This window comes from Gilliamella sp. Nev5-1, assembly GCF_001690895.1.
Classification (GTDB): Bacteria; Pseudomonadota; Gammaproteobacteria; order Enterobacterales; family Orbaceae; genus Gilliamella; species Gilliamella apicola_C.
Map to the genome: position 1 here is coordinate 71,304 of NZ_LZHO01000005.1, position 22,343 is coordinate 93,646.

Below are 22,343 nucleotides of genomic sequence, written 5' to 3' on the forward strand. Positions count from 1 at the left end.
AGGAATAATTTATGTATAATCAAGTATTTGCTAATACAACGAATAATGTCGAAAATATAGTAACAACTGTTACTGTAAAACACTTTTATACTAAATCAATAGATACCTCTGGCTGGTTAAAAGTAAAACTAGACCCGAGTAATAAATTTGCTTTTCTTTGTGATTATACAAAAGTCATTATTCAAAAAGTTGAAAATGACCGAACCTACTTTTTGATTAAAGAAGGTCGATATGCTAATAATATTGCAAGTTTAAGTAATAAAAATGCAATAAAATGTCTAATTGACTGTTCTAGAGGAACTGGTGCAACATTAACCGTTACAAATCTAAAAAGAAAAAAGGAAATTTCTATTATTAGAAAACAAGAATTAAACCAATTATTTGCAGACCTCAGTTTTAACGGAAACAAAGCACGAATTACCATTGATTCAGATGTGGATTATGTAGAAACAAACCCACTTAGTCCTTATTATAGACAAATCTTGCATTCAAAACCACTACCTAATGGAACTTATAATATTTTGGCTCCATTTACAGCAGGAGACAAAGAGTCAACAGATTATTATCGAACCGATCCAAATGGATATAAAGCATTAGCTTATGATACGGTATGGTTTCCGATAGAATATGCGCCAACATATAATAGTAATTTTGTTCATGTAGGGAATTTATCGGAAGGATGCATTACCTGTTATGAAATACAAAAATGGAATGATTTATATCAATATTTAATTAGCAATAGATCAGACAGCGATGGCAAATATGTGGGAAAACTTATAATAGGATAAATAATATGAAAACACCTATAAACACAATGATTTTATTTTTTTTTATTAGTTTGATAACAAATTATGCACATTCACATGTTTTAACGAATGTACAGAAACATTATGGTAATGAGCAAATTCATGGCTTGAAATATATTAATGATAAAGCAATTGAAGTTATTGAAGCCTATAATAAAGAACACAATACTCACTGGAGATCATTAGAGCCCGATTTAAGAATTATTGTTAATAGGTGCTTAGTGCCACTCAAAGCTGAATGGGCAGAATATGATCCTCATAAAAAATTGTGGGATATACCTTCGGGATATTGGCATGTGTCAGTTTCTTGTGATAAAACTGTCAGCGATATTCCTGAAATGGAATCTTGGGATATTTATGTTCCAACCACAAGGCCATTAAAGCCAAGTCAAATTGAAGAATAGAAATTTATTTAACTGATTTATTAATATTAGGTTACCGGTATGTCGTCTTTGTTATTACCTTTTATACCAGACGCTTCAAGTGAGAATTATTGGTATGTTTTAGTTGATTGTGCCTTGTTAAAGGGTTTTTATTTATCATTATCAAAAATTGATAATTTACGCTATAAATCGTTATTTTCTGGAACATCTGAAGAGTCAGCGGCAGAAGTTGGACCGGTATTAATTGAATTAAAACCGACTATCCATTCATCGTTTATTTCGACGTTAGTCACTTACCAAATAGAACACAAAACCCCAATATGGTTACAAACCTCTATTGCCTTTACCCCATTATTTAACACACTTCGAAAATTACTTTATGTTGAAAAGGAGGATGGCAGTCAGCATTTTTTCCGTTATTACGACCAGCTGTGCTTTGTAGGTTTTTGGTCAATAGCCAGTAAAAATCCTTACTACATAGGTATCCTGCGTAAAATCCATTGGGCTATCTGGCAATCAAGTCAACAACATTATCAGTATAACAACGACTATAAAATAGGAAATCATCTATGAAGCTAGTGATTACTAAAAAAGATATTGCTATGTTTGATGAATTGGTACAGGCTCGTGACATTACATATTACTACTGTCATTGTAAGGAAGTTTTTCCACTATGGGTTCAGTTAATGACTGAAAAAAACAGTAGGCAGGTTATTGAACAGGCACTTATAAAAGGAAAAGAAAATCAGTTCAAATTAGTCGACACTATTCGACTTTATCTAGATACCATGATTATGTTAGGTGAACATTTTCAAACAGATATTCAGTATACCTTATTTCGTAATATATTAAGCCAAATCGACGGTAATGAAATGTCGCGAGCCTCACAATTGTATGAACATTTGAATGACTACACACAAAAAGTAATAGGCGATGATGCTACCCATTTCAAAGAAATGATATTTTTGATATCAATTAGTCAGCTACCAGTCGGAGAGGAAGGTGATTTTACTATTGATATGTTACAATTTTTTAAATTTATCTATCCCCAGAAAGTCACCTTTGTGGGGGAGGCGATTTATCAGGAGTTGATAGAATGGGGACGTAAACAGGCATTAGTTAAATATGATTTTCAGGATTTAACGCAACAAGCAATTTATTTATTATTTTTATTTGTCTTAGGACAACATTTTGATACTGATCTAACCTGTTATTGGCTAAACTGGTCTGATATTGCGATGCAGATAAAAGCCAATACTTACACTTTAAAAGATTTAGCTAAAACATTGGCAAAAATAGTTATAGAAGGAGTAGAGTAAATGCCGAATACCCCTCCAATTGCCCCACCTAGCGCCGGTTCAGGTAGAATTGTAGGTAGTTCTATCATACCTTGTGACAAAATAGATATTAAAATTATAGAGGTTGAATGGCTTGAAAGTTATACTAGAGTGTGTCAACAAGATAAGCCAATTCCAAATTGGAAAGTTTGGAAATCATCAACCTCAACGACAACTACGCAAGTCAATTCGGACGATTTTTTCTATCAAGATTGTAGTGATAATCCTGCAGTTTATTTTATTCGCAGCTCCAGTATGGCAAATCACAAAAAAATAAAGCTAAAAGTTAGACTAAAAACAGTCTGTGGTGCAGCACTTCCTATTAGTACATCTGGAAACAAGGCTAAATTAATTCTTTCATTTGGTAACAAAAAATTTATCTCGAACGAATTTAGTTTGCCAGCAAAAGATGATGAAGAATCAGTTATTCTTGAGGGTGATATTGACCAGATTAGTTGGTTAATATCACCGACATTTTCGTTAGAGTACGAAGATAATGGTACAGCTATGACAAAAAATAATCTTTTTTCTGAAAAAATACCACTTGAAGCTTTTGTACTTTATGATGAACCAGCCAAATTTTATAAGAAAGGTGTTTGGGTTGAGGTATTACGTTTTCTATTCAAAAATACAGATATTAATAATGATCAAGACACTGTTGTTTCGGCAGGGAAAATAACTAAATATTGTCATAGTGAACATGGGATGGTATATGAGGCTATAAATGGTGCTAGCAGTTATTTTTTATTTGATTTTCATATACCTTATTTTATGAGTGAGTCAAACCAGGGGAAATTTGAATTAAGGGGATATTTATCGAAGACAAAGTATGGCTTATTCGGTTCTACAACAAAGAGAAATATTGTAAATTGTTATGACCAAGCTGCGGCAGTTCAGTCATTATGTGGTGCATTAGGCATTATATCTAAATGGATTTATATGAAGCCTGTTGGTTATATAAAAACGACAAACCTAGTTGGAATTGGGAGCTGTAATAACCCTTTTTATAAATCTAATAATAGCAATAAAGTTGAATCTAGATTATTTGGTAAACCCGGTGAAGGGACTATACGAATGACATTTGACAATCATGTATTTGTTAGATTAAAAGAAACTGGAATTATTTTAGATGCGACAATCGGTCCTTATCTTGGAGATAAATCAATATTAGAATATGCTAATGAAGTGTTAGATATAAAAGTTAATTTTAAATTTAATCAAAGAATTGCCCAAATTCTTGGCGAGCGGACGCCACCAGAGGAATCTGTTTATCCAAAACCATTAACTGAATTGCCTTTAACACTTGAAGCTATAGAAAAGTCTTTCAAGGGTAAATATAAAGGTCATGAACATACTAGAGGTTATCCTATAAAAGGAGTATCAAAAATTGTTTGGTAAAAAAAATTTATTTATTTTGGGGATGGTTTGTTTTGTTGTTAACTTATCAAATTCATCATTAGCATTAGCCAATATAGCGCCAGAGGAAAATATTATGTCAGCAGTTGTTGTAACAAAAGAAACAATAGAATTAACACAAGAACAATTTTTTTCTCAAGAATTTGGGGGTACATTAAATAAACTAACAAACGCTAATATAAAAGCATATTTAGATTATTTCCAAAACAAAAAAATCATTAAAAATAATAATATAATCAATTTTTCAGATTTTATACAACAATCTGAAGATAAACAAATTAAGCAAATATCATTCGATACACATATAGCTGAAAAGTTATCAGCTGAATCGATAAATGGTAGAAATTATCGAATTGCACAAATAATGGAAAAAGAATATGTTGACAATTTAAATAACAAAAAATTGGCAAAAAGAGTCGTGTTAGGATTGCTCCCCAAAGATAAGGCATCTATGAAAGAGTCAGACCAATTTGTTGAAATTGATATACTACTTCTATTTATAAAAGATGCAAATTTTATGGCTAAATTTAATTTTATTCGCAGTTTAAATATTGATAATTCCTCAGGACGTTTTGCATATAATAAAGGGGAGTTGGGCACTTTTTCCCTTATGAATAAAACGTCAGAAACGGAAGGGAATATTATTGCGCTTTTTCATAATAGTAATTTCAAAATATGGTATGTAAACCTTGTAGAACAAGATGTTATGGAAATTGCTCAATGGATATTTGATAATATTGAGTTTAATTTTGCTGATTAATGCTAATAAAAAGCGGTATGGATTAGAGTATCCAAAATAATAGCAACCGATAAAATTAAAAACTTAATTGCATTTATTTTAAGGATATTTTCTACATTGGTGCAAAACAGTACGATATTTCGCACTATTATCCCAAAATTGAAGAATCCATAGAAAGAAAAAGAAAGAAAAGGAATAAAAAATAGCTGGTTAGTAAGCTAATAGCATTATTAGTCACCTTAGACCCAGTATCATGGTCAAAAAATGGTAAGCAGGCAAAACCGAAAAATGTAAAACGCTGGCTTAATGTGTATGTTGATTATAAAACAGCAAGCTGGCGGCGTACTGATAACTTTATTGCACGGATTGGTGGACCATGGCAAAAATGCCAAAACGCTGATGTGAATATGATAATTAACAGGGATATACTAGGTAATAACATTGATTATGGGCATGCGAACGCAAAAGAGATGTTTGAATTGGAGGGGATTAAAGATGAAGTTATTCAATTATAACTCTATTATATTAGCAACTACGTTATCACTAACGGGATGTTGTTTTTGTAGTGATACAGATACAATAGCAAGAGATTTGACTTACGATAACGTTGTTATATATTGTGAATCGAACCATTATGCATTTTGTGAGGTTTATGCGCAATGTTATCTTGATGTTTTTGATCAATTAAATGTTTATCCGAGCAATCTCTATGGTCTAATAAATTTACCGTTTACAAATTCTTTATCACGATATAAAAAAGTAAGTGCTAAAAATTTTATGGATAATCTTTATTCTAGATTGAAAGAGGAAGAAAAAATAAATAGAGAAGTTATAAGTTTAGATGTTAGTTATCTGTTATATTCCCACAATCAATGTTCATCCATTATTGGTGCAAAGCAGTATGATATTTCGCACTATTATCCCAAAATTGAAGAATCCATAGAAAGAAAAAGAAAGAAAATGAATAAAAAATAGCAAGCTAGTTAATTAAGGTAATATAAAGTTCTCAACTTTTACAACTGAAGGCCTGTTTTATTCGGGTTATAATGCTGAAAAAAACAGAATAGTGAAACTTTTTTGTCTAAATAAGTCACGAGATAAAATATATAAAAATAAATATCTTTTATACATTAAAATATAAAATGGAGGTCAGAAGTGAAATTATTAAGCTATAAAAGTATTATTTTTACAACAACCATAATATTACTTACTGGATGTGGTAATGATTATTTTGCTGTAGAGAAGGAATCAAAAATTGAGATTAATGATAAAATAACTAAATATTGTGAAGCTAACCATTATTCATTTTGCGAAATTTATGCACGCTGTTATAACAATGTTTCTAGCTACTTATTTTTAAGCGCAAAATATAGACTCAAATTTATATCAGAGGCAGCAAGTGATCCCCAATATTCGCCGAATAATACAATGGATATAGTTTATTCCAAGTTAAAAGATAGTGAATCCAAATTAAAAGATGGCGAATCCGAATTAAAAAATAGCAAAGAAGAATCGAAAGAAAACCTAATTTTATATTATAGTTCAGTATTATATCCTCATAATAAATGTTCATCGATTATTGGCGCAAAGCAGTATGATATTTCTCGCCACAATAACATTATTCAAAAATCATTGGATGAAATGCGAAGTTGGGTAATAATTAAAAGAAAAAGGGATGAGTGACAGTACAATAATTTTTAGGCATTGCTTGCGTTATTTACATGAGTTTGAGAAATGCTGTTATTGTAATATCAACCTAAATTATTGGATGATTCAATGATTACTTTGACATTGAGCGATATGATGAAAACATTTACGCTAACGTTTTCTGTAATGTTTTCATCATATTTGAAAGCTTGGCTATACTTAGGGTAATAAACGTGTTTATCCGATGTATTGTGAGTGAAAAGTTAACTTTAGAATAAAGCGTATTCCACTTTGAACTACTGAAAAGTTTGTAAATACCCCATGGGGCATTAAATAATATGACTTCCATTGAAGATAACGCAATGAAACTGGTAAAGTAATTTTCTAGGTGTGTAGTAACTATGATACTATCCACTTTTTAGGTGATTTTTTTGTTAAAAATATTCAGGATTCTATACTGTTTCGTGATTAGTTGAGATTTAGCAGTACTTATTGTGATTTAGTAAAATGGTGGTGATATTTTTTAAAAAATGAAGTTTGAAAAAACTGTTAATTCCTACAAATAAATATCTAAACTATCATTGTTTGGACATAAAGAATGGCTATAAAACGAATTAATCGCTATTTAAGTTTAATTAAATAGCGATTAAAGCCATACAAGATTATCCAAAGACAGGATCCTAAATTGAGGAAATCTAACCGCCATTAAAAATGCTAGTTAAATATGATAAGAATGAACGTTGCTCTTCTTTCGGCATGCTGTGAAGATTTGCTTGGATCAGTGTATCAACTTTTTGGGTTTCGTTTACTAAGCCTAGTTCATTATAAGCATTACGCATTAATAGCAATGCTTTTTTAGTCGAATCGGTATCAGGGAACATCGTTAACATATCTGTCACACGATTAATTACCGCTACATAAGCACCGCGTTTAGTATAGAACTGCGCTATTTTCAACTGATAGCGGGCTAATCTATTTTTCAAAAATACAAGGCGTTTTTGTGCATCGGCAGTATAGTGGCTGTTTGGAAAACTAGATACTAAGTAATTAAAGTCTTTAAATGCAGCAGCTGCATAATCTGCATCGCGGTCTGAGCGATCAACATTAAACCAGCCTTGAATCATATTATCGTCTTGTGCCATATTTGAAATGCCACGCATATAAATAATCCAATCTACATTAGGGTGCGTTGGATTTAATTTTAAAAATCGGTCGATTGAGGCAATCGCTAACGGAAAATCGGCAGACTTGTAGTAAGCATAAATTAAATCAAGTTGTACTTGTTGAGAATAAGGACCAAATGGATAATTTTTGTCCATAGCCTCTAATATAGCAATACTGGATTTAATATTACCATTTTCAAGATCTGATTTCGCTTTGTTATGAAGTTCAATCTCAGGCACATTTTCAACATCAGGTTTAGATGATGTACATCCAATTAACATGCCACTTAAAGCGATAGCTAACAAAGAGTGTAAACGCAATTTCATTCAGTTTTAATCCAAATATAATTAAACATTAAAAGCTATGATTGGTATATAATACTCTAAAACAAAACAGCTTAAAATAGATAAATTACACATGCACGAGTTAAAATTATCAACTGAAATAGAACAAAACCAGCTAGGAATGCGTTTAGATCAAGCATTATCAGCACTTTTCCCTGATTACTCACGATCTAGAATAAAAGATTGGATTGTCAATAATAAAGTCACTGTGAACAATGTGATTGCCAATAAACCCAAAGAAAGAGTACTGGGTGGTGAAAAAATAATAATCAATGCCGAAATTGAAGAAGAAACCCATCACCAACCTGAAAATATAAAACTCGATGTAGTTTATGAAGATGACGATATTTTAGTGATCAACAAACCTCGAGATTTAGTGGTACATCCTGGCGCAGGTAACCCTAATGGTACAGTGCTCAATGCCTTGCTCTACCATTATCCAGAAATATCCCGAGTGCCACGCGCGGGAATAGTGCATCGGCTTGATAAAGATACCACGGGCTTAATGGTTGTTGCTAAAACTATTACTGCTCAAACGCACTTAGTTGAAGCGCTCCAACTACGCGAAATCACGCGCGAATACGAAGCTGTTGCTATGGGTATTATAACCGCAGGTGGCACAGTGGATCAGCCTATCACACGTCATCCAACTAAACGAACTCACATGGCTGTTTTTCCAACTGGCAAACCCGCTGTTACACATTATCGAGTGATGGAAAAATATCGCTTGCACACACGCTTACGCTTAAGACTAGAAACAGGGCGAACTCATCAAATCCGAGTTCATATGGCCCATATTGCGCACCCACTAATTGGCGATCCTCTTTATGGTGGGCGTCCAAGGCCGCCAAAAGGTGCTAGCGACTTATTTATTCAAACGCTTCGTGATTTTGATAGGCAAGCACTACATGCTACCATGTTGCGATTATTCCACCCAATTACAGGTGAACTGATGGAATGGCATGCGCCTATTCCTGATGATATGCAAAAATTGATTCAAGCATTGCAACAAGATACTGAACAACATAAAGATGAACTTGATTGGTGATAAATATGATTAAATCGATTTACCCATATTGGACGGCGCCAAAAAATATTCGTGCCTTTACTACAACACGTAGTGGCGGTGTTAGCTTAGCATCATTTGCAAGTTTAAATATGGGTGATCGAACGGGGGATAACGTAGAAGATGTTGCGGAAAATCGCCGTCGCATTATGCAAGCGGAACGAATACCTAGCGAACCGCATTGGCTAATACAAAGCCACAGCACCTCAGTGCTTGATATCTCACAAATGCCATTACAACCGCCAACAGCTAACATCGATTTGAATCAAACACTTGAAGCCGATGCGTCATATACTAATCAACCCAAACAAGTTAGTGTAGTACTAACCGCAGACTGTATGCCTGTATTATTTTGCACAACAAATGGTGACGAAGTCGCCGCAACCCATGCAGGTTGGCGAGGATTATGTAATGGCATATTAGAAGAAACGGTTAAGAAATTTGCCAGCTCGCCAGCAAATATCATTGCTTGGTTAGGCCCTGCTATCAGTGCCAAAAAGTTTGAAGTCGGTATTGAAGTCAAACAGCAATTTGAAAAAGTCGATAAAAAAGCACAATTCGCGTTCAAATTAATCAATCCTACAGAACAAAAGTACCTAGCCGACCTTTATTTAATTGCTAAACAGCGCTTACAAATGATGGGAATAACGCAAATTTTTGGTGGTGATTATTGCACTTATACTGAACAAGATAAATTCTTTTCGTACCGCCGTGAAAACAGAACTGGCAGAATGGCATCAATGATTTGGTTTGAGTAAAAAGCAATCAAAACAGCTCTTATACTGTCGATGACATGTTTTGATGTCGAATAGGGCACGGCATGAGCCTTTGTAGGCAAAAGCTGTTGATTTTTATAAAAATAAAAACTCCAATAAAATCAATGGTTTTTCTGAATAATTTTTTAAGGGTAAAAAACTTTTTTGGGGTGGAGTTTGGTTTCGGATGTTTTAAGATTTGAGGATATAATAAGCAACTGATGATGGTGTTTAGCAAGGGATTTTATGCGAAATCCTCCTATATTCACATGGTGCAAAATGTGGTCTACTTATAGTTACTCATATCATCCATAATGCTTGGCTTTTCAAAGTCATTTTCGTTACCCTCAGATGTTCAAATTTTTTCGCAAGAATTTAGATCACTGTTGCACTTGAGTTTAACGCACCAGCACTGATTTATTCCTGACAAAATTATTCCCAATCAAGTAAACCTCGCCAAACATCCTTGTTTAGCGTGCTAAACTCGCTTTGCTGGTAGTACATTCTGATACCGAATAAGGCAGGGCGTTAGCCTTTGTCGATAAAAAACCGTTGATTTTTATAAAAAAACAAAATAAAAACTTCAATAAAATCAATGGCTTTTCTGACTGATTTTTAATGGGGAAATGGTTTATTTTGAGGGGGATTTTCGGACGTTTTCATCAATAGCAAGAAGAACAAGTTTTATTGGTAAATGTAAAATGCTCTCAAAATAATGATAATAGAATACTTCATCCCAAGAATTTGTCGATGCAATCAAAACACAAAACACTAGCGATCTAACCTTTCTAAAATTTGTGCTGTTTTTGTAAATAAAATTTACAAAAAACAATCTAAAAATACACAAAAAAGGAGCGAAAAAATTTTAGCAATTATAATTTATTTGATCAAAAAACGGATCGAATAAGCGATATTATACGCAGAATAAGTAATTAATATAAAATAAAACAAAATATTATGTAATAGGAAAAACGTAATGCAGTGTTCTTTTAGTCCTCAGTATTGGCTATTCTTGGTCTTCAATCTTTTAGCTAGTCTCAAAAATTACTTTTATATATGCAATTTAATTAAACCCACAAAATCAAACTTTTCGTTAAGGCAAAAATGGTTATTGTTACCGTGGCTGCTGTTATGTTCATTGACTGCACAGGCACTATCGGCAAAAAGCACGAACATTATAGAGGGTAGTGCGCCGTATTTGACATTCGATGGTGGGCGGACAAAGGCCACAAATATGGATATGTTGTTAAGTATCAAGTTATCAGACGGTCGAGTTTTTACTCCTCAAACAAATACTTCAAGTGCCACGAATCCTATCATGTTACCTAATGTTGGTGAGGGTTTTGCTAACATTGACATGTTTGTGCCAGTTAATACCAATTCAATCGCTTTAAACTCAATTATCGGCCCGCCTAATAATTATTGGCGTGATGATGATGGCGATGGTCAGGGAGTTAATGAGGTTAGTGCGACTGGAGCGCTAACCGTCTCAATTACGGATAAAAATAACCAATTAGTAGCGCGTAATAAGGTATTAACAGTACATGATGCTCCTTATAAAGTAACATTAGCCAATACTAGTGGCACTTTAAGTACACGTTACGGTGTTCCTAATAGTAGCCGCTTTAACACTAGTAGTGCGACCTATTATATTAGCCCAAAGGTATCACCGCAGGTGAGCTTTGTACGTCCTATTTTAGAATATGGTATAGGAGAGAATGCGGGTCCGCCATCCATATGGAATCCTGAGAAGGGTTTTCTCGTCCAGTCCACTAACCCATCATCTTATGATTTAAACTTTCCTACTACTGGGGCACATAATTTGTACTTTGAGTTAGATATTGTTGGTAGTGAACCGTTATCATGGGATTCTGTCACACATAGTGGCATTACTGCAATAATGACGCCTGATCTATCAGGTACAAGCGTACGCGTCACTTAATTGGTCCTCACGCTACTTCAACGGAGTGGAATTCAAGTTCTCCAGGTAATATACTTCGCCCGTCTTTACCTGCAATATTCGAGTTAGTCGACCGAGATAGTGGTGGTAACGCCGTCATCAAGTATGGATTTGTATTAAAGCAGTGGTTCGTCAACCGTGTAACTAAATATGATTCAGCTTCTAATCAAGAAGCTTGGTGTAATAGTATAGGTTATAGTCTGCCTAGGGCAAGAGATTTAACTAATGCGAGTGATTTGTATTGTGATGGCTTCATTGGTGCTACTCCTTCTTCTGCAGATAATTATTACCAGCGCCACATTAATGCTGGCTTTTTCACCGAGTGGGGTAGCATGGGCTCTTACACGAGTGCTAGTTTTACCTACTACGGTTGCTGGACTAGTGACACGGTTGGTAGCTCTCAGTTCGGTGTGCAATCGAACATGGGTGACGTCAACAGGGGCAATCCGAGAAACAATCTTTTTGTTGTTTGCGCTTCGTCCCTTAGACCTTAGTCCTTATTTTTTAATCCATGGGCGTGAGGAGATAGCGCAAATAGGGTTAAGTAGCTAGTGAATGGTTGCATCGTCAAAAGTAAACTTTGAGCTTACGAAGCGGGCGAGTAAACTAAAGCATTTGGTTGCGTAAGCGACCAAATTGCGCAACTGATAATGCAATTTGGCTGTGTTGGCTTGGGGAAAATGGATTATTAGGTTGATATGCGTACTTCAATTGCCGTGGATAAGAATGTGGTTGAGGATAATACCTTTCTGAGTGATTACAGAAAGTGGATAAACCGTCCTGTTGGTAAGCTGATTACAATATCAATATTTACTCTTTTAATTTTCATCATAGAGCAATTTTCCTTTTTAACTATACTATTTTATAGGAAAATCATTACTAAGGGGAAAAAGACCAAAATAGCTAATAAGGTGAAATGTATGAAAGAATATAGTTGGGTTTGGGTTTTTAAGAAAGACGGGGTATCAACGGTATCTGCTGTTTTTTCATCACTTGAAAATGCGGACAATTGGATAAAATTTAATAAATTAACGGGCATTTTAACTAAGATGCCAATAGATATTGGTGGTTATGATTGGTGTATTGAAAATAATGAGCCAATGCTTGAGCACTACCATTATCAAAAAGGTGTTAGATAATCGTCATGTTAAGGTTATTTAGGCCATTGTTATTTAGGAGATTGCAATTTAAGCCATTATAGGCATTAGCAAATATGATAGCTGGTGTAAATATAGTTGGTGTAAATGTTGTAAGGAAAATAACATGCAAGAAGATCAACGTGTTGATAATATGTTGAACTGTGAAGTAAGGTTTTTAGCAACAACCGTTAATTGCTATACCGAAGATGAAGTGCTTATTATTGGGATGGGTAACGATCCTGTATCACCAAATCATTATTTGATTCTTTCTAGATTTGATGATGGTGAAGTAGATAAGTCAATAGGCATTCAAACACATCTAACTGAAATGGAAATATCTAGTGCAATTAACAGTATTGTGTTGAAAGCCAATATACTTACTATAGCAATAAATAAGCATAAAGTTGATGAAGTGAAAGCAAAAAAAATAGTGATTGAATTTGGCCAAATAGATCAAACTTTGTTAATAAAATATATTAACGATATTTTTCTTAATAGTTCAGTAAAAGTAATGATTAATAGATAAAAATTAATAGTTTTTTGGCAAATTTTATTGGTATTAAAAAAACAGGTATTAACGATAATTGCTGGAAATTATTGCCTTATTATTCAATATTTACTCAATACTATTAATAATTATAATCATGTTTGTATTTCGCTGAAATTGGCACAATTGCCTCACGATTATTTGATAATACTGATGTTTTAAGAGAGTTTTAATTATCAATCACGTTATTTTTAGGTAATTGAGGCGCTTTATCATATAGTTTGTAATCAATAAGATAAGATCCCCAAAAATTACTTTTAATGGTTACCAATAATTTTTTAGGGTAAATATCAGCGTCATTTTTTTTTGTAAATGGTAGAAAAAATTTTTTTGATGTATATGGATCATGAATTTTTATACCGTTAGCGTAGCGATGATAGTGCCGTTTTTGGGGCCCCGGTGTTGTAATTTCATAATCTGTCAAATAATTATATGTATTTCCCGGGTAGAGATGAACTAAATTGATTGGTAGGCAAATTGTAATAAAAATCGAGCATAGAAAAAATTGAAAAAAATGCCCTAGCAAGAATTTAATTCTTTCCCACCGTGGTATGGGAACTTTCACCGCAATTAAATTTGGTTTAGTCATTAAATAAAAGAAGAGAGCGATAATAAAACTAATTACTATCGAAAAAATGCAGTAACTAGTATTAAAAAAATCTGAAAGAATTGTTTCCCTACCTACTTTGAATGAGTAATAAATCCAGTTAATGACTAGTAAAATATAAAAAGCAATCATTATAATTTTATATACAGCATTATATCGAAATCGAATATTTCCATCGCTAGAAAGTGGCTTAAAGGTTTTTTTTTGAATGTTATCAATAGCATCAATACGATAATTTTTAAATTTTTGTTCCATAAATTTTCACGACTTATTTTAATCTATGTATTTTAATCTATGTTTATTCAGCTAAATTCCCATCATTTTCCATTTCTAATTCAATCTTGTTAATGGCTTGTTCACAGCGGTAGATGCGGTTATCAAGCGCAGCAATTTTGCTTTGGTTGATCACATCAGGTGATAATTCTAGTTCATATTTCATCTCTTGTAATCGACGTAAATAATCTAAATGGCGCATGTGTTTTTGGGCTAATGTTTCTTCAAAAATGTTTTTTAGATCTTTGCGACGTAAGTTGTGGGTAGCAAGTTCGCGTGTTAGGGCGGCAATTTGGTTGACTAATGTGTCTGATAAAAAGGTGATTTGTTCAACTTTTTCTGATTTGATATTAGCCATTAACGCTTGATATGTTTGTTTGATCTTTGCAAGATAAAAGGCTTTGTCTGTGACAATGTTATTGGTTTGAAATAATTGTTCGTCAAAATAAGGCTCTTGATATTGTTGTTCGTTGGCTAAACTGATTTGCTGTTCAAGTCGGTCAATTTGATTTTGTAGAGTATTAATTAAATCTGCCATGGATATTAGCCTTTATCATAAGGTGAGTTATCATTATCTTGACCAAAATAGTCGCCTAAATGTTCTTTTGCAAGTTTGATCAGTTTCATAAATTCTTCAAACGTTAATTTGTTGACTTCAGGGCTATTCTCAGCGACGATTTTTTTCGCAACTAATTTTGCTTTTAACTGGTTATAGCAATCAATTAAATTAAGAGGGAGTGGTGATAGCGCTCGTTTACCTAGCCAATATATCCCTTGTAGCGGTAAGCTTAAAGTAAATAGTACGGTTATTGCTGTTACCGCAATTTGTGCTGGCATGTAATATTGCCAAACTAGCAAACCAATAACGATTGGTGGTAAGTATTTGCTTGTAGTTTTTATGTAGTTAATGATTTTTAATTCAGGAAATGAATATGCTAATTGTTTATCTGTCGGGCAAAGCTTTATATATCGTTGACCTGCTTTAAATGTGCTTATTACATTCATATTTTCCCGATTCCTCGACATTCACTTGTTATTATCTTAAAATAGTACCATTCAAATTGGGGACTCTCATTATTCTATCTCAAAAAGTAAGATACCAGAAGTCACCTTAGCGTAGTCACATTGATTTTAAATCATGTGCTTAGTTACCAATTTTGATTGGTATATATCTTTTTATTCAATCTATAGGAATTACTATGTCATCAAGTAATAACGCTCTTGTTCTTAATTGCGGAAGTTCATCATTAAAATTTGCTATTATTAACCCTGAAAACGGTGATGAGTTTCTTTCTGGATTAGCCGAATGTTTTAACCTGCCTGATGCACGCATTAAGTGGAAACTTGATGGTGTTAAAGGTGAAGCATCTTTAGGTGCAGGCGCTGCACATAGTGAAGCAATTAAATTTATCGTTAATAGTATCTTCCCACAAAAACCAGAATTATTAGATAGTATTAAGTCTATTGGTCATCGTATTGTTCATGGTGGCGAAAAATATACCCAGTCAGTTGTTATTGATGATTCAGTATTAAAAGGAATCGAAGAAGCATCTGCTTTTGCGCCGTTACATAATCCTGCACATTTAATCGGTATTCGTGAGGCATTTGAGGCTTTTCCACACTTAAAAAATAAAAATGTGGCTGTGTTTGATACTGCATTCCATACAACTATGCCGAAAGAAGCTTATTTATATGCTCTTCCTAATGAGCTTTATACTAAGCATGGCGTTCGTCGTTATGGTGCGCACGGTACTAGCCATTATTATGTTAGCCGTGAAGCTGCAAGATTATTAAATAAACCTGTTGACCAAACGAATGTGATCACTTGTCATTTAGGTAATGGTGCATCAATTACTGCCGTTAAAAATGGTGAATGTGTTGAAACTTCAATGGGGTTAACGCCACTCGAAGGTTTAGTTATGGGTACGCGCAGCGGTGATATTGATCCTGCTATTATGTTCTTCTTACACGACAATTTAAAAATGTCAGTTGCCGATATTAACAATCTTTTAAACAAAAAATCAGGTTTATTAGGTTTGACAGGTGTAAGCAGTGACTGCCGTTATGTCACCGATAATTATGATACTAATGAAGATGCCAAAAATGCTTTAGATGTTTTTGTTCATCGTTTAGTGAAATATATTGGTGGTTATGCAATGTTATTAGACGGTCGTTTAGATGCTATCGTCTTTACTGGCGGTATTGGGGAAAATTCTGAAGAAGTTCGTCGTATGGCATTACAAAAATTAAGCATTCTTGGCTTTGAACTTGATCAAGAGCGTAACTTAGCTGCGCGTTTTGGTAAAGGTGGAACAATTACTAAAGATGGTTCAGCTATTGCGATGGTAATCCCAACTAATGAAGAGCTTGTTATTGCTCAAGATGCTGCGCGCCTAACTGCGTAATAAATATTTAAAACCGCCTAAATGGCGGTTTGTTTTTTATATAAAAAGAATTAAGAGGTAACAATTATGTCTCGTACTATTATGCTCATTCCTACTGGTACCAATGTTGGATTAACGGGCGTGAGTCTTGGTGTTATTCGAGCTATGGAGCGTCAAGGTATTAACTTAAACGTGTTCAAACCAGTAGCACAACCTAGAGCGGGTGGCGATGCGCCAGACAATACCACAACGTTAGTTAGTCATAACACTTCAATCCCAACACTAAAACCGCTTAAAATGAGCCATGTTGAAAACCTATTAGGTTTAAATCAACAAGATGTGTTAATGGAAGAGATCGTAGCCCTTTATGCCGAAAACACGAAAGGTGCTGATGTTGTTTTGGTTGAGGGTATTGTACCCACGTCTGATTATCCTTTTGCTAATGAACTCAATAATAATATCGCTAAAACGCTTGGTGCCGAAATTATTTTTGTGGTCAATATGGGCAAAGATACGCCAGAGCAACTTAGAGATCGCATTGAAATTGCTCGATCTAACTTTGGTGGCATTAAAAACGAAAAAATCGTTGGTGTGATTGTTAATAAAGTTAATGCGCCAGTTGAAGAACAAAGCCTTGCTCGTCCTGATGTTGCTGAAATTTATCACACTCCTAAATTTGATGATAAAAAAATCACTATCGATGATTTAAATGCACATAGCCCATTGCCAGTACTTGGATGTATTCCTTGGAATATGGATTTAAGTGCTTGTCGTTCTATTGATATTGCTAAACATTTTGATGCAAAAATTATTAATGAAGGCGATATCAAAAACCGTCGAATCAAACATATTTCTTTCTGCTCACGTAGTGTGCCTAATATTATTAGCCATTTACAACCTAATGCACTGTTAGTGACTTCAGCTGATCGTGCTGATGTATTAGTTGCTATTAGTTTAGCTGCCATGAATGGTGTGGCTATTGGTGGTGTGCTTTTAACGGGCGGTTATGATATTGATGAAAAGATCGCAAAATTATGCCAACCAGCTTTTGATACAGGTTTACCAGTATTTACTGTGCAAACTAATACTTTCCAAACATCTATTAATTTACAGCAATTTAATTTAGAAATTCCAGTTGACGATAAAGAGCGAATGGAAAGCACACAAAATTTTGTGGCTGATCATATTGATGCAAATTGGATCAAATCATTAAATGAAGTGATTAATTCTGCTCGTCGCTTATCTCCACCAGCTTTCCGTTATCAATTAACAGAGCTTGCACGTAATGCTAAGAAAGTGGTTGTATTGCCAGAAGGGGATGAACCAAGAACGGTTAAAGCAGCCGCAATTTGTGCTGAGCGTAATATCGCTAAATGTGTATTAATAGGGAATCCGGACGAAGTGCGTAAAGTTGCCGCTTCACAAGGCGTAACTTTAGGGCAAGGTGTTGAAATTGTTGATCCTGAATTAATTCGTGAAAAGTATGTACCTCGTTTAGTTGAATTACGTAAAAATAAAGGCATGACAGAAGTAATTGCTCGTGAGCAATTAGCTGATAACGTAGTACTTGGTACAATGATGCTTGAAGCAAATGAAGTTGATGGTTTAGTGTCAGGTGCTGTGCATACAACCGCTAATACTATCCGTCCACCATTACAATTAATTAAAACTGCCCCAGGTAGTTCACTTGTTTCATCAGTATTCTTTATGTTAATGCCAGATCAAGTGTATATTTATGGTGACTGTGCAATTAATCCAGATCCAAATGCACAAGAGCTAGCTGAAATTGCGATTCAATCAGCTGATACAGCAATCGCTTTTGGTATTGAACCACGCGTTGCGATGATCTCTTACTCAACAGGTAGCTCGGGTCAAGGTGCTGATGTTGAAAAAGTGAAAGAAGCAACTCGCATTGCTCAAGAAAAACGTCCGGATCTTATGATCGATGGTCCATTGCAATATGATGCTGCGGTAATGCCAGATGTAGCAAAATCGAAAGCACCAAATTCACAAGTAGCAGGTAAAGCAACAGTATTTATCTTCCCTGATCTTAATACAGGTAATACGACATATAAAGCTGTACAACGTTCTGCGGATCTTGTTTCGATTGGTCCTATGCTACAAGGTATGCGTAAACCTGTGAATGATCTGTCTCGTGGTGCATTAGTTGACGATATTGTCTATACCATTGCATTAACCGCAATTCAATCAGCGCAAGAACAAAACGCTGCAAAATAAGTTTAGCAAAACGTTCTAACTATAGATAAAAGGTGATGTAATATCACCTTTTTTAATTAAATTTAGTCAAGTAATGAGCTTTAACAGCTTGAGTTATAACGATTTAGTTTTAAAGTATTTTGTTCTAGAAATTTGAGACAAAGTCTTCAAAAACTTATTTTAAGTCAAGTTGATGCATTCAAAGTTGATAAAAACAATAAATAATAAAAATTTATAAATGATTTTATCCCTTCATGTTGGTTTTTAATAGTGTTAATAACATTTCCATAAATTGTTCTTTATCACCTTGTAATGTTGAAAAAAAATCTTTATCTATTTGTTCAACCAAAGGTACAGTTTCATTTGCTTTATTCAATCCTTTTTGTGTTAATTGAATGGATTTTGCTCGACTATCTTTAATTGAGCAAGAGCGTTTTATATAATCTTTTTTTTCTAAATTCTCTAATATTTGGGAAATTGTCATCACATCGATATTTGTTTTATTTGATAAAATAACTTGTGTTATTTCGTCTGGTTGCTGTGATAGATAAGCAAGCGTTGCAAGCACTATAAATTGAGGATGAGTGATAGACTGTTTTTTCAAGCAATTTTTGATATTCGTATGCCAGGACGAATAAGTTTTCATAAAAATAAAACCAATAGATTCAGAATCAGTTTGGAATTGAGTCAAAAACTTATTGTCCTTTGTCATAATTTACCCTTCAACTAAGCCATTTAATTTGTAAGTTTTATCTATAATATCATCTGAAATCTGTTTTATAAAATCATAGGATGCTTTAGTATCCATTTTTGGATCCGGTTTTAGAGAAATTTCTGATTTTAATGCATATTGATTATGCGATATTTCAATAATTTGATGTGAGAAAAACAGTAAACCTATTTCAGGCATATCAAATTGTTCTGTAAATTCTTGCTCATCAATAATCTTTGATAAAGTCACTTCCATTTCCGGTATATTTTGTAATTTGAAAATACCTTTAGACCCTGTTTTTAAGTCACCAAATATACGAAAGTCTTCAAGATCAGTTTCCCATAATTTTCTTAAATTAAGATCAGTATAGTATTGCCAAATTTGAGTTGGTTTAGCTTTGGTTGGTAATATGAAAGAAATTGAAATGGTATTCATAGTGTCTCCTTTTAATAAGTTATCTTGTCATAAGTTTGCTTATTATAAGTTTGCTTATTAATTAAGTAAAGAAAATTCAAGTTTTTGATTTGTTGACTTATTACAAGGTTAATTTGATGACTAGATATTGGACTTTGTAATAAGATGATTTCAAAATTATTAATAATATAAAATATTTATAATTGTTTTTAATTAATACTCTCAATTTAATTGGTAAATGGTACAATATCAGCCTAATTTTGTATTAGTTCATAGTTTAGGAATAAAATTGATGAAAAAAGACATCCACCAGCAGCGTATTTTAATTCTTGATTTTGGTTCGCAAGTTACCCAATTAATTGCTCGCAGAATTCGTGAAATTGGTGTGTATTGTGAACTTTGGCCGTGGGATGTATCAGAAGAAAAAATTAAAAAATTCAATCCTAAAGGTATCATTTTATCCGGTGGACCAGAAAGCACTACCGAGCAAAATAGCCCACGAGCACCTGAATATGTTTTTAATGCTGGCGTACCTGTACTTGGGATCTGTTATGGTATGCAAACGATGGCAATTCAAGTAGGGCAGGGGGGACAAGTTACCGCTTCTAATCAGCGTGAATTTGGTTACGCGAAAGTTGATCTTGTTGCAAAATCTAAATTAACTGAAGGCATTTTAGATAGTATAAGCGATGCGGGTACTGAGCAACTTGATGTTTGGATGAGTCATGGTGATAAAGTCACATCATTACCCGATACTTTTACCTTAATCGGTCAAACAGAAACTTGCCCATATGCGATTATGGCAAATGATGAAAAACAGTTTTATGGTGTGCAATTCCATCCAGAAGTCACTCATACAGTGAAAGGCTTTGAACTATTGCAACGTTTTGTAATTGATATTTGCCATTGTGAAAAATTATGGACGCCATCTTCAATTATTACCGATGCGGTAGAGCGTATAAAAGAGAAAGTTGGCAAAGATAAAGTACTACTAGGCTTATCTGGCGGTGTTGATTCATCCGTTACTGCGTTATTATTACACCAAGCAATAGGTGATCAGTTAACGTGTGTTTTTGTTGATCATGGTTTATTACGTTTAAATGAAACACAACAAGTAATGGACATGTTTGGCGATAAATTTGGTTTGAATATTATCGCGGTTAATGCTGAAGAGCGTTTTATGACTGCATTAAAAGGCGAAGTTGATCCTGAAGCTAAACGTAAAATTATTGGTCGTGAATTTGTTGCGGTATTTGATGAAGAAGCAGCAAAATTAAAAGATGTAAAATGGTTAGCTCAAGGTACAATCTATCCTGATGTTATTGAATCTGCTGCTGCCGATACAGGTAAAGCACATGTGATCAAATCACACCATAATGTTGGTGGCTTACCTGAAGATATGAAAATGGGCTTAGTTGAACCCCTACGAGAATTATTTAAAGATGAAGTACGTAAAGTGGGCTTAGAGCTGGGCTTGCCTTATGATATGCTTTATCGCCACCCATTTCCAGGCCCAGGTCTTGGCGTTCGTGTGCTTGGTGAAGTAAAAAAAGAGTATTGTGACTTATTACGCAAGGCCGATGCTATCTTTATCGAAGAACTTTACAAAGCCGAGTTATATCACAAAGTAAGCCAAGCGTTTACCGTATTTCTACCGGTACGCTCTGTTGGTGTGATGGGCGATGGGCGTAAATATGATTGGGTTGTTTCACTGCGTGCCGTTGAAACTATCGACTTTATGACAGCTCATTGGGCTCATTTACCTTATGACTTCTTAGGACGCGTATCAAACCGTATAATCAACGAAGTCAACGGTATATCGCGTGTTGTGTATGATATAAGTGGAAAGCCCCCTGCGACGATAGAATGGGAGTAATTGCAATCCATCTTATAGGATCTTATTATAGTCTTTTTTATTAATATTAAGCCTTGTATAACAAGGCTTCAGATTGATGACAAAGAACTCGCTTTTTGGCGAGTTCTTTGATCTAATAGAGAGGAGTCCACTATAAGAGAAGTTCTTCTATGCTAAAAAAACCAACTCCAGCGACACCAGAAAAAATAGAGCAAATCTCACTAGATGCGCTTGTCCCCCAAAATCATCTTGTTCGTAAAATAGCTAAAGTCATTGATTTTGAATTTATTCGAGAAGCGGTAGCACCACTTTATTGCCCGAATAACGGTCGTCCGGCAGAAGATCCGGTCAGACTGTTTAAAATCATGCTATTGGGGTATCTTTTCGGTATCCCCAGTGAACGTCGTCTGGTTCAGGAAATTCAGGTCAATTTAGCTTACCGCTGGTTTCTGGGAATGGGATTAACCGAAAAAGTGATTGACGCCTCAACACTTAGTCAAAATCGTCGCCGTCGGTTTAATGACAGTGAAATCTATCAACAGATTTTTGATAATATTGTTGAGCAGGCCATTGCCAAA

23 protein-coding genes and 1 pseudogene are annotated in these 22,343 nt (G+C 34.2%); 18 read left to right on the forward strand and 6 right to left on the reverse strand.

Features of this window, described 5'->3' with window-relative positions; translation table 11 throughout:
* Positions 1-11 precede the first annotated feature (11 nt).
* From A9G41_RS00530 to A9G41_RS00570, 9 genes are all read left to right on the forward strand, one after another.
* Complete coding sequence (locus A9G41_RS00530) at positions 12-788, forward strand: hypothetical protein (RefSeq protein WP_075539177.1); 777 nt, start codon at positions 12-14, stop codon at positions 786-788.
* Between the two features lie 5 nt (positions 789-793).
* Entirely contained in the window at positions 794-1,210 is a 417-nt protein-coding gene (locus A9G41_RS00535) for a hypothetical protein (RefSeq protein ID WP_065652389.1), read from the forward strand.
* A 39-nt stretch (positions 1,211-1,249) separates the two neighbouring features.
* Positions 1,250-1,762, forward strand: coding sequence for a DUF4123 domain-containing protein (locus tag A9G41_RS00540; protein ID WP_075539178.1), 513 nt, complete (start codon positions 1,250-1,252; stop codon positions 1,760-1,762).
* Positions 1,759-2,508 (forward strand): hypothetical protein, encoded by a 750-nt coding sequence (locus A9G41_RS00545; RefSeq protein ID WP_075539179.1) that lies wholly within the window; start codon positions 1,759-1,761, stop codon positions 2,506-2,508. Before A9G41_RS00540 ends, A9G41_RS00545 begins: the two co-directional genes overlap by 4 nt.
* Positions 2,509-3,924: a hypothetical protein gene (locus tag A9G41_RS00550; protein ID WP_075539180.1), complete on the forward strand. Its 1,416-nt coding sequence runs from the start codon at positions 2,509-2,511 to the stop codon at positions 3,922-3,924.
* Positions 3,914-4,702 carry a hypothetical protein gene (locus A9G41_RS00555; RefSeq protein ID WP_065653526.1) on the forward strand — a complete coding sequence of 263 codons (789 nt, stop codon included), beginning with the start codon at positions 3,914-3,916 and terminating at the stop codon, positions 4,700-4,702. The genes A9G41_RS00550 and A9G41_RS00555 overlap by 11 nt, the downstream gene beginning before the upstream one ends.
* 287 nt (positions 4,703-4,989) lie before the next feature.
* Positions 4,990-5,196: a hypothetical protein gene (locus A9G41_RS00560; RefSeq protein ID WP_075539181.1), complete on the forward strand. Its 207-nt coding sequence runs from the start codon at positions 4,990-4,992 to the stop codon at positions 5,194-5,196.
* Complete coding sequence (locus A9G41_RS00565; RefSeq protein WP_075539182.1) at positions 5,177-5,656, forward strand: hypothetical protein; 480 nt, start codon at positions 5,177-5,179, stop codon at positions 5,654-5,656. The genes A9G41_RS00560 and A9G41_RS00565 overlap by 20 nt, the downstream gene beginning before the upstream one ends.
* Positions 5,657-5,836: 180 nt before the next feature.
* Positions 5,837-6,364: a hypothetical protein gene (locus A9G41_RS00570; protein WP_075539183.1), complete on the forward strand. Its 528-nt coding sequence runs from the start codon at positions 5,837-5,839 to the stop codon at positions 6,362-6,364.
* A gap of 731 nt (positions 6,365-7,095) precedes the next feature.
* On the opposite strand, the pseudogene bamD reads toward A9G41_RS00570, so the two are convergent.
* Positions 7,096-7,818: pseudogene (bamD, locus tag A9G41_RS00575) on the reverse strand (outer membrane protein assembly factor BamD); the annotation flags it as partial.
* 91 nt (positions 7,819-7,909) lie between these two features.
* On the opposite strand from bamD, the gene rluD reads away from it, so the two are divergent.
* From rluD to A9G41_RS00605, 5 genes are all read left to right on the forward strand, one after another.
* Positions 7,910-8,884, forward strand: a complete 975-nt coding sequence (rluD, locus tag A9G41_RS00580) for a 23S rRNA pseudouridine(1911/1915/1917) synthase RluD (protein ID WP_075539185.1) — start codon at positions 7,910-7,912, stop codon at positions 8,882-8,884.
* 8 nt (positions 8,885-8,892) lie between these two features.
* Positions 8,893-9,660 (forward strand): peptidoglycan editing factor PgeF, encoded by a 768-nt coding sequence (gene pgeF, locus A9G41_RS00585; RefSeq protein ID WP_075539189.1) that lies wholly within the window; start codon positions 8,893-8,895, stop codon positions 9,658-9,660.
* Between the two features lie 1,231 nt (positions 9,661-10,891).
* Positions 10,892-11,599 carry a hypothetical protein gene (locus tag A9G41_RS00590; protein ID WP_065588096.1) on the forward strand — a complete coding sequence of 236 codons (708 nt, stop codon included), beginning with the start codon at positions 10,892-10,894 and terminating at the stop codon, positions 11,597-11,599.
* 938 nt (positions 11,600-12,537) lie between these two features.
* Entirely contained in the window at positions 12,538-12,756 is a 219-nt protein-coding gene (locus A9G41_RS13750; RefSeq protein ID WP_141671974.1) for a DUF7710 domain-containing protein, read from the forward strand.
* A 124-nt stretch (positions 12,757-12,880) separates the two neighbouring features.
* A complete protein-coding gene (locus tag A9G41_RS00605; protein ID WP_065581854.1) occupies positions 12,881-13,282 on the forward strand; it encodes a hypothetical protein in 402 nt (133 codons plus the stop codon).
* A gap of 190 nt (positions 13,283-13,472) precedes the next feature.
* Here the strand turns inward: A9G41_RS00605 and A9G41_RS00610 are convergent, their stop codons facing one another.
* Genes A9G41_RS00610 through yfbV form a run of 3 tightly spaced genes read right to left on the reverse strand, consistent with a single transcriptional unit; the run spans position 13,473 to position 15,188 of the window.
* Positions 13,473-14,165, reverse strand: coding sequence for a hypothetical protein (locus A9G41_RS00610; RefSeq protein WP_065581855.1), 693 nt, complete (start codon positions 14,163-14,165; stop codon positions 13,473-13,475).
* 43 nt (positions 14,166-14,208) lie between these two features.
* Entirely contained in the window at positions 14,209-14,721 is a 513-nt protein-coding gene (gene priC, locus A9G41_RS00615; RefSeq protein ID WP_065581856.1) for a primosomal replication protein PriC, read from the reverse strand.
* Between the two features lie 5 nt (positions 14,722-14,726).
* A complete protein-coding gene (gene yfbV, locus A9G41_RS00620) occupies positions 14,727-15,188 on the reverse strand; it encodes a terminus macrodomain insulation protein YfbV (RefSeq protein ID WP_065581857.1) in 462 nt (153 codons plus the stop codon).
* A gap of 194 nt (positions 15,189-15,382) precedes the next feature.
* Between yfbV and A9G41_RS00625 the strand changes: the two genes are divergently transcribed.
* Entirely contained in the window at positions 15,383-16,588 is a 1,206-nt protein-coding gene (locus A9G41_RS00625) for an acetate kinase (RefSeq protein WP_075539187.1), read from the forward strand.
* Positions 16,589-16,654: 66 nt separating this feature from the next.
* On the forward strand, positions 16,655-18,805 hold the full coding sequence (gene pta, locus A9G41_RS00630) for a phosphate acetyltransferase (protein ID WP_075539188.1): 2,151 nt from the start codon (positions 16,655-16,657) through the stop codon (positions 18,803-18,805).
* Between the two features lie 223 nt (positions 18,806-19,028).
* Here the strand turns inward: pta and A9G41_RS00635 are convergent, their stop codons facing one another.
* Together A9G41_RS00635 and A9G41_RS00640 are read right to left on the reverse strand one after the other, a co-directional pair.
* Positions 19,029-19,496, reverse strand: a complete 468-nt coding sequence (locus A9G41_RS00635; RefSeq protein ID WP_065567571.1) for a MarR family winged helix-turn-helix transcriptional regulator — start codon at positions 19,494-19,496, stop codon at positions 19,029-19,031.
* A gap of 3 nt (positions 19,497-19,499) precedes the next feature.
* A complete protein-coding gene (locus A9G41_RS00640) occupies positions 19,500-19,931 on the reverse strand; it encodes a hypothetical protein (protein WP_065567570.1) in 432 nt (143 codons plus the stop codon).
* A 271-nt stretch (positions 19,932-20,202) separates the two neighbouring features.
* Between A9G41_RS00640 and guaA the strand changes: the two genes are divergently transcribed.
* On the forward strand, positions 20,203-21,786 hold the full coding sequence (gene guaA / locus A9G41_RS00645; protein ID WP_065588906.1) for a glutamine-hydrolyzing GMP synthase: 1,584 nt from the start codon (positions 20,203-20,205) through the stop codon (positions 21,784-21,786).
* Between the two features lie 149 nt (positions 21,787-21,935).
* A partial coding sequence (locus A9G41_RS00650; protein ID WP_143425380.1) for a transposase occupies positions 21,936-22,343 on the forward strand: 408 nt, incomplete at its 3' end.

Bases quoted from the DNA above. Each gene is read 5' to 3' on its own strand.
- A9G41_RS00540 (WP_075539178.1), top strand. From the start codon at position 1,250: ATGTCGTCTTTGTTATTACCTTTTATACCAGACGCTTCAAGTGAGAAT.
- pta (WP_075539188.1), top strand. From the start codon at position 16,655: ATGTCTCGTACTATTATGCTCATTCCTACTGGTACCAATGTTGGATTA.
- A9G41_RS00625 (WP_075539187.1), top strand. From the start codon at position 15,383: ATGTCATCAAGTAATAACGCTCTTGTTCTTAATTGCGGAAGTTCATCA.
- A9G41_RS00640 (WP_065567570.1), bottom strand. From the start codon at position 19,931: ATGAATACCATTTCAATTTCTTTCATATTACCAACCAAAGCTAAACCA.
- A9G41_RS00565 (WP_075539182.1), top strand. From the start codon at position 5,177: ATGAAGTTATTCAATTATAACTCTATTATATTAGCAACTACGTTATCA.
- A9G41_RS00550 (WP_075539180.1), top strand. From the start codon at position 2,509: ATGCCGAATACCCCTCCAATTGCCCCACCTAGCGCCGGTTCAGGTAGA.
- guaA (WP_065588906.1), top strand. From the start codon at position 20,203: ATGAAAAAAGACATCCACCAGCAGCGTATTTTAATTCTTGATTTTGGT.
- A9G41_RS00535 (WP_065652389.1), top strand. From the start codon at position 794: ATGAAAACACCTATAAACACAATGATTTTATTTTTTTTTATTAGTTTG.
- rluD (WP_075539185.1), top strand. From the start codon at position 7,910: ATGCACGAGTTAAAATTATCAACTGAAATAGAACAAAACCAGCTAGGA.
- A9G41_RS00605 (WP_065581854.1), top strand. From the start codon at position 12,881: ATGCAAGAAGATCAACGTGTTGATAATATGTTGAACTGTGAAGTAAGG.
- A9G41_RS00545 (WP_075539179.1), top strand. From the start codon at position 1,759: ATGAAGCTAGTGATTACTAAAAAAGATATTGCTATGTTTGATGAATTG.
- A9G41_RS00635 (WP_065567571.1), bottom strand. From the start codon at position 19,496: ATGACAAAGGACAATAAGTTTTTGACTCAATTCCAAACTGATTCTGAA.
- priC (WP_065581856.1), bottom strand. From the start codon at position 14,721: ATGGCAGATTTAATTAATACTCTACAAAATCAAATTGACCGACTTGAA.
- A9G41_RS00590 (WP_065588096.1), top strand. From the start codon at position 10,892: ATGGATATGTTGTTAAGTATCAAGTTATCAGACGGTCGAGTTTTTACT.
- yfbV (WP_065581857.1), bottom strand. From the start codon at position 15,188: ATGAATGTAATAAGCACATTTAAAGCAGGTCAACGATATATAAAGCTT.
- A9G41_RS13750 (WP_141671974.1), top strand. From the start codon at position 12,538: ATGAAAGAATATAGTTGGGTTTGGGTTTTTAAGAAAGACGGGGTATCA.
- A9G41_RS00530 (WP_075539177.1), top strand. From the start codon at position 12: ATGTATAATCAAGTATTTGCTAATACAACGAATAATGTCGAAAATATA.
- A9G41_RS00610 (WP_065581855.1), bottom strand. From the start codon at position 14,165: ATGGAACAAAAATTTAAAAATTATCGTATTGATGCTATTGATAACATT.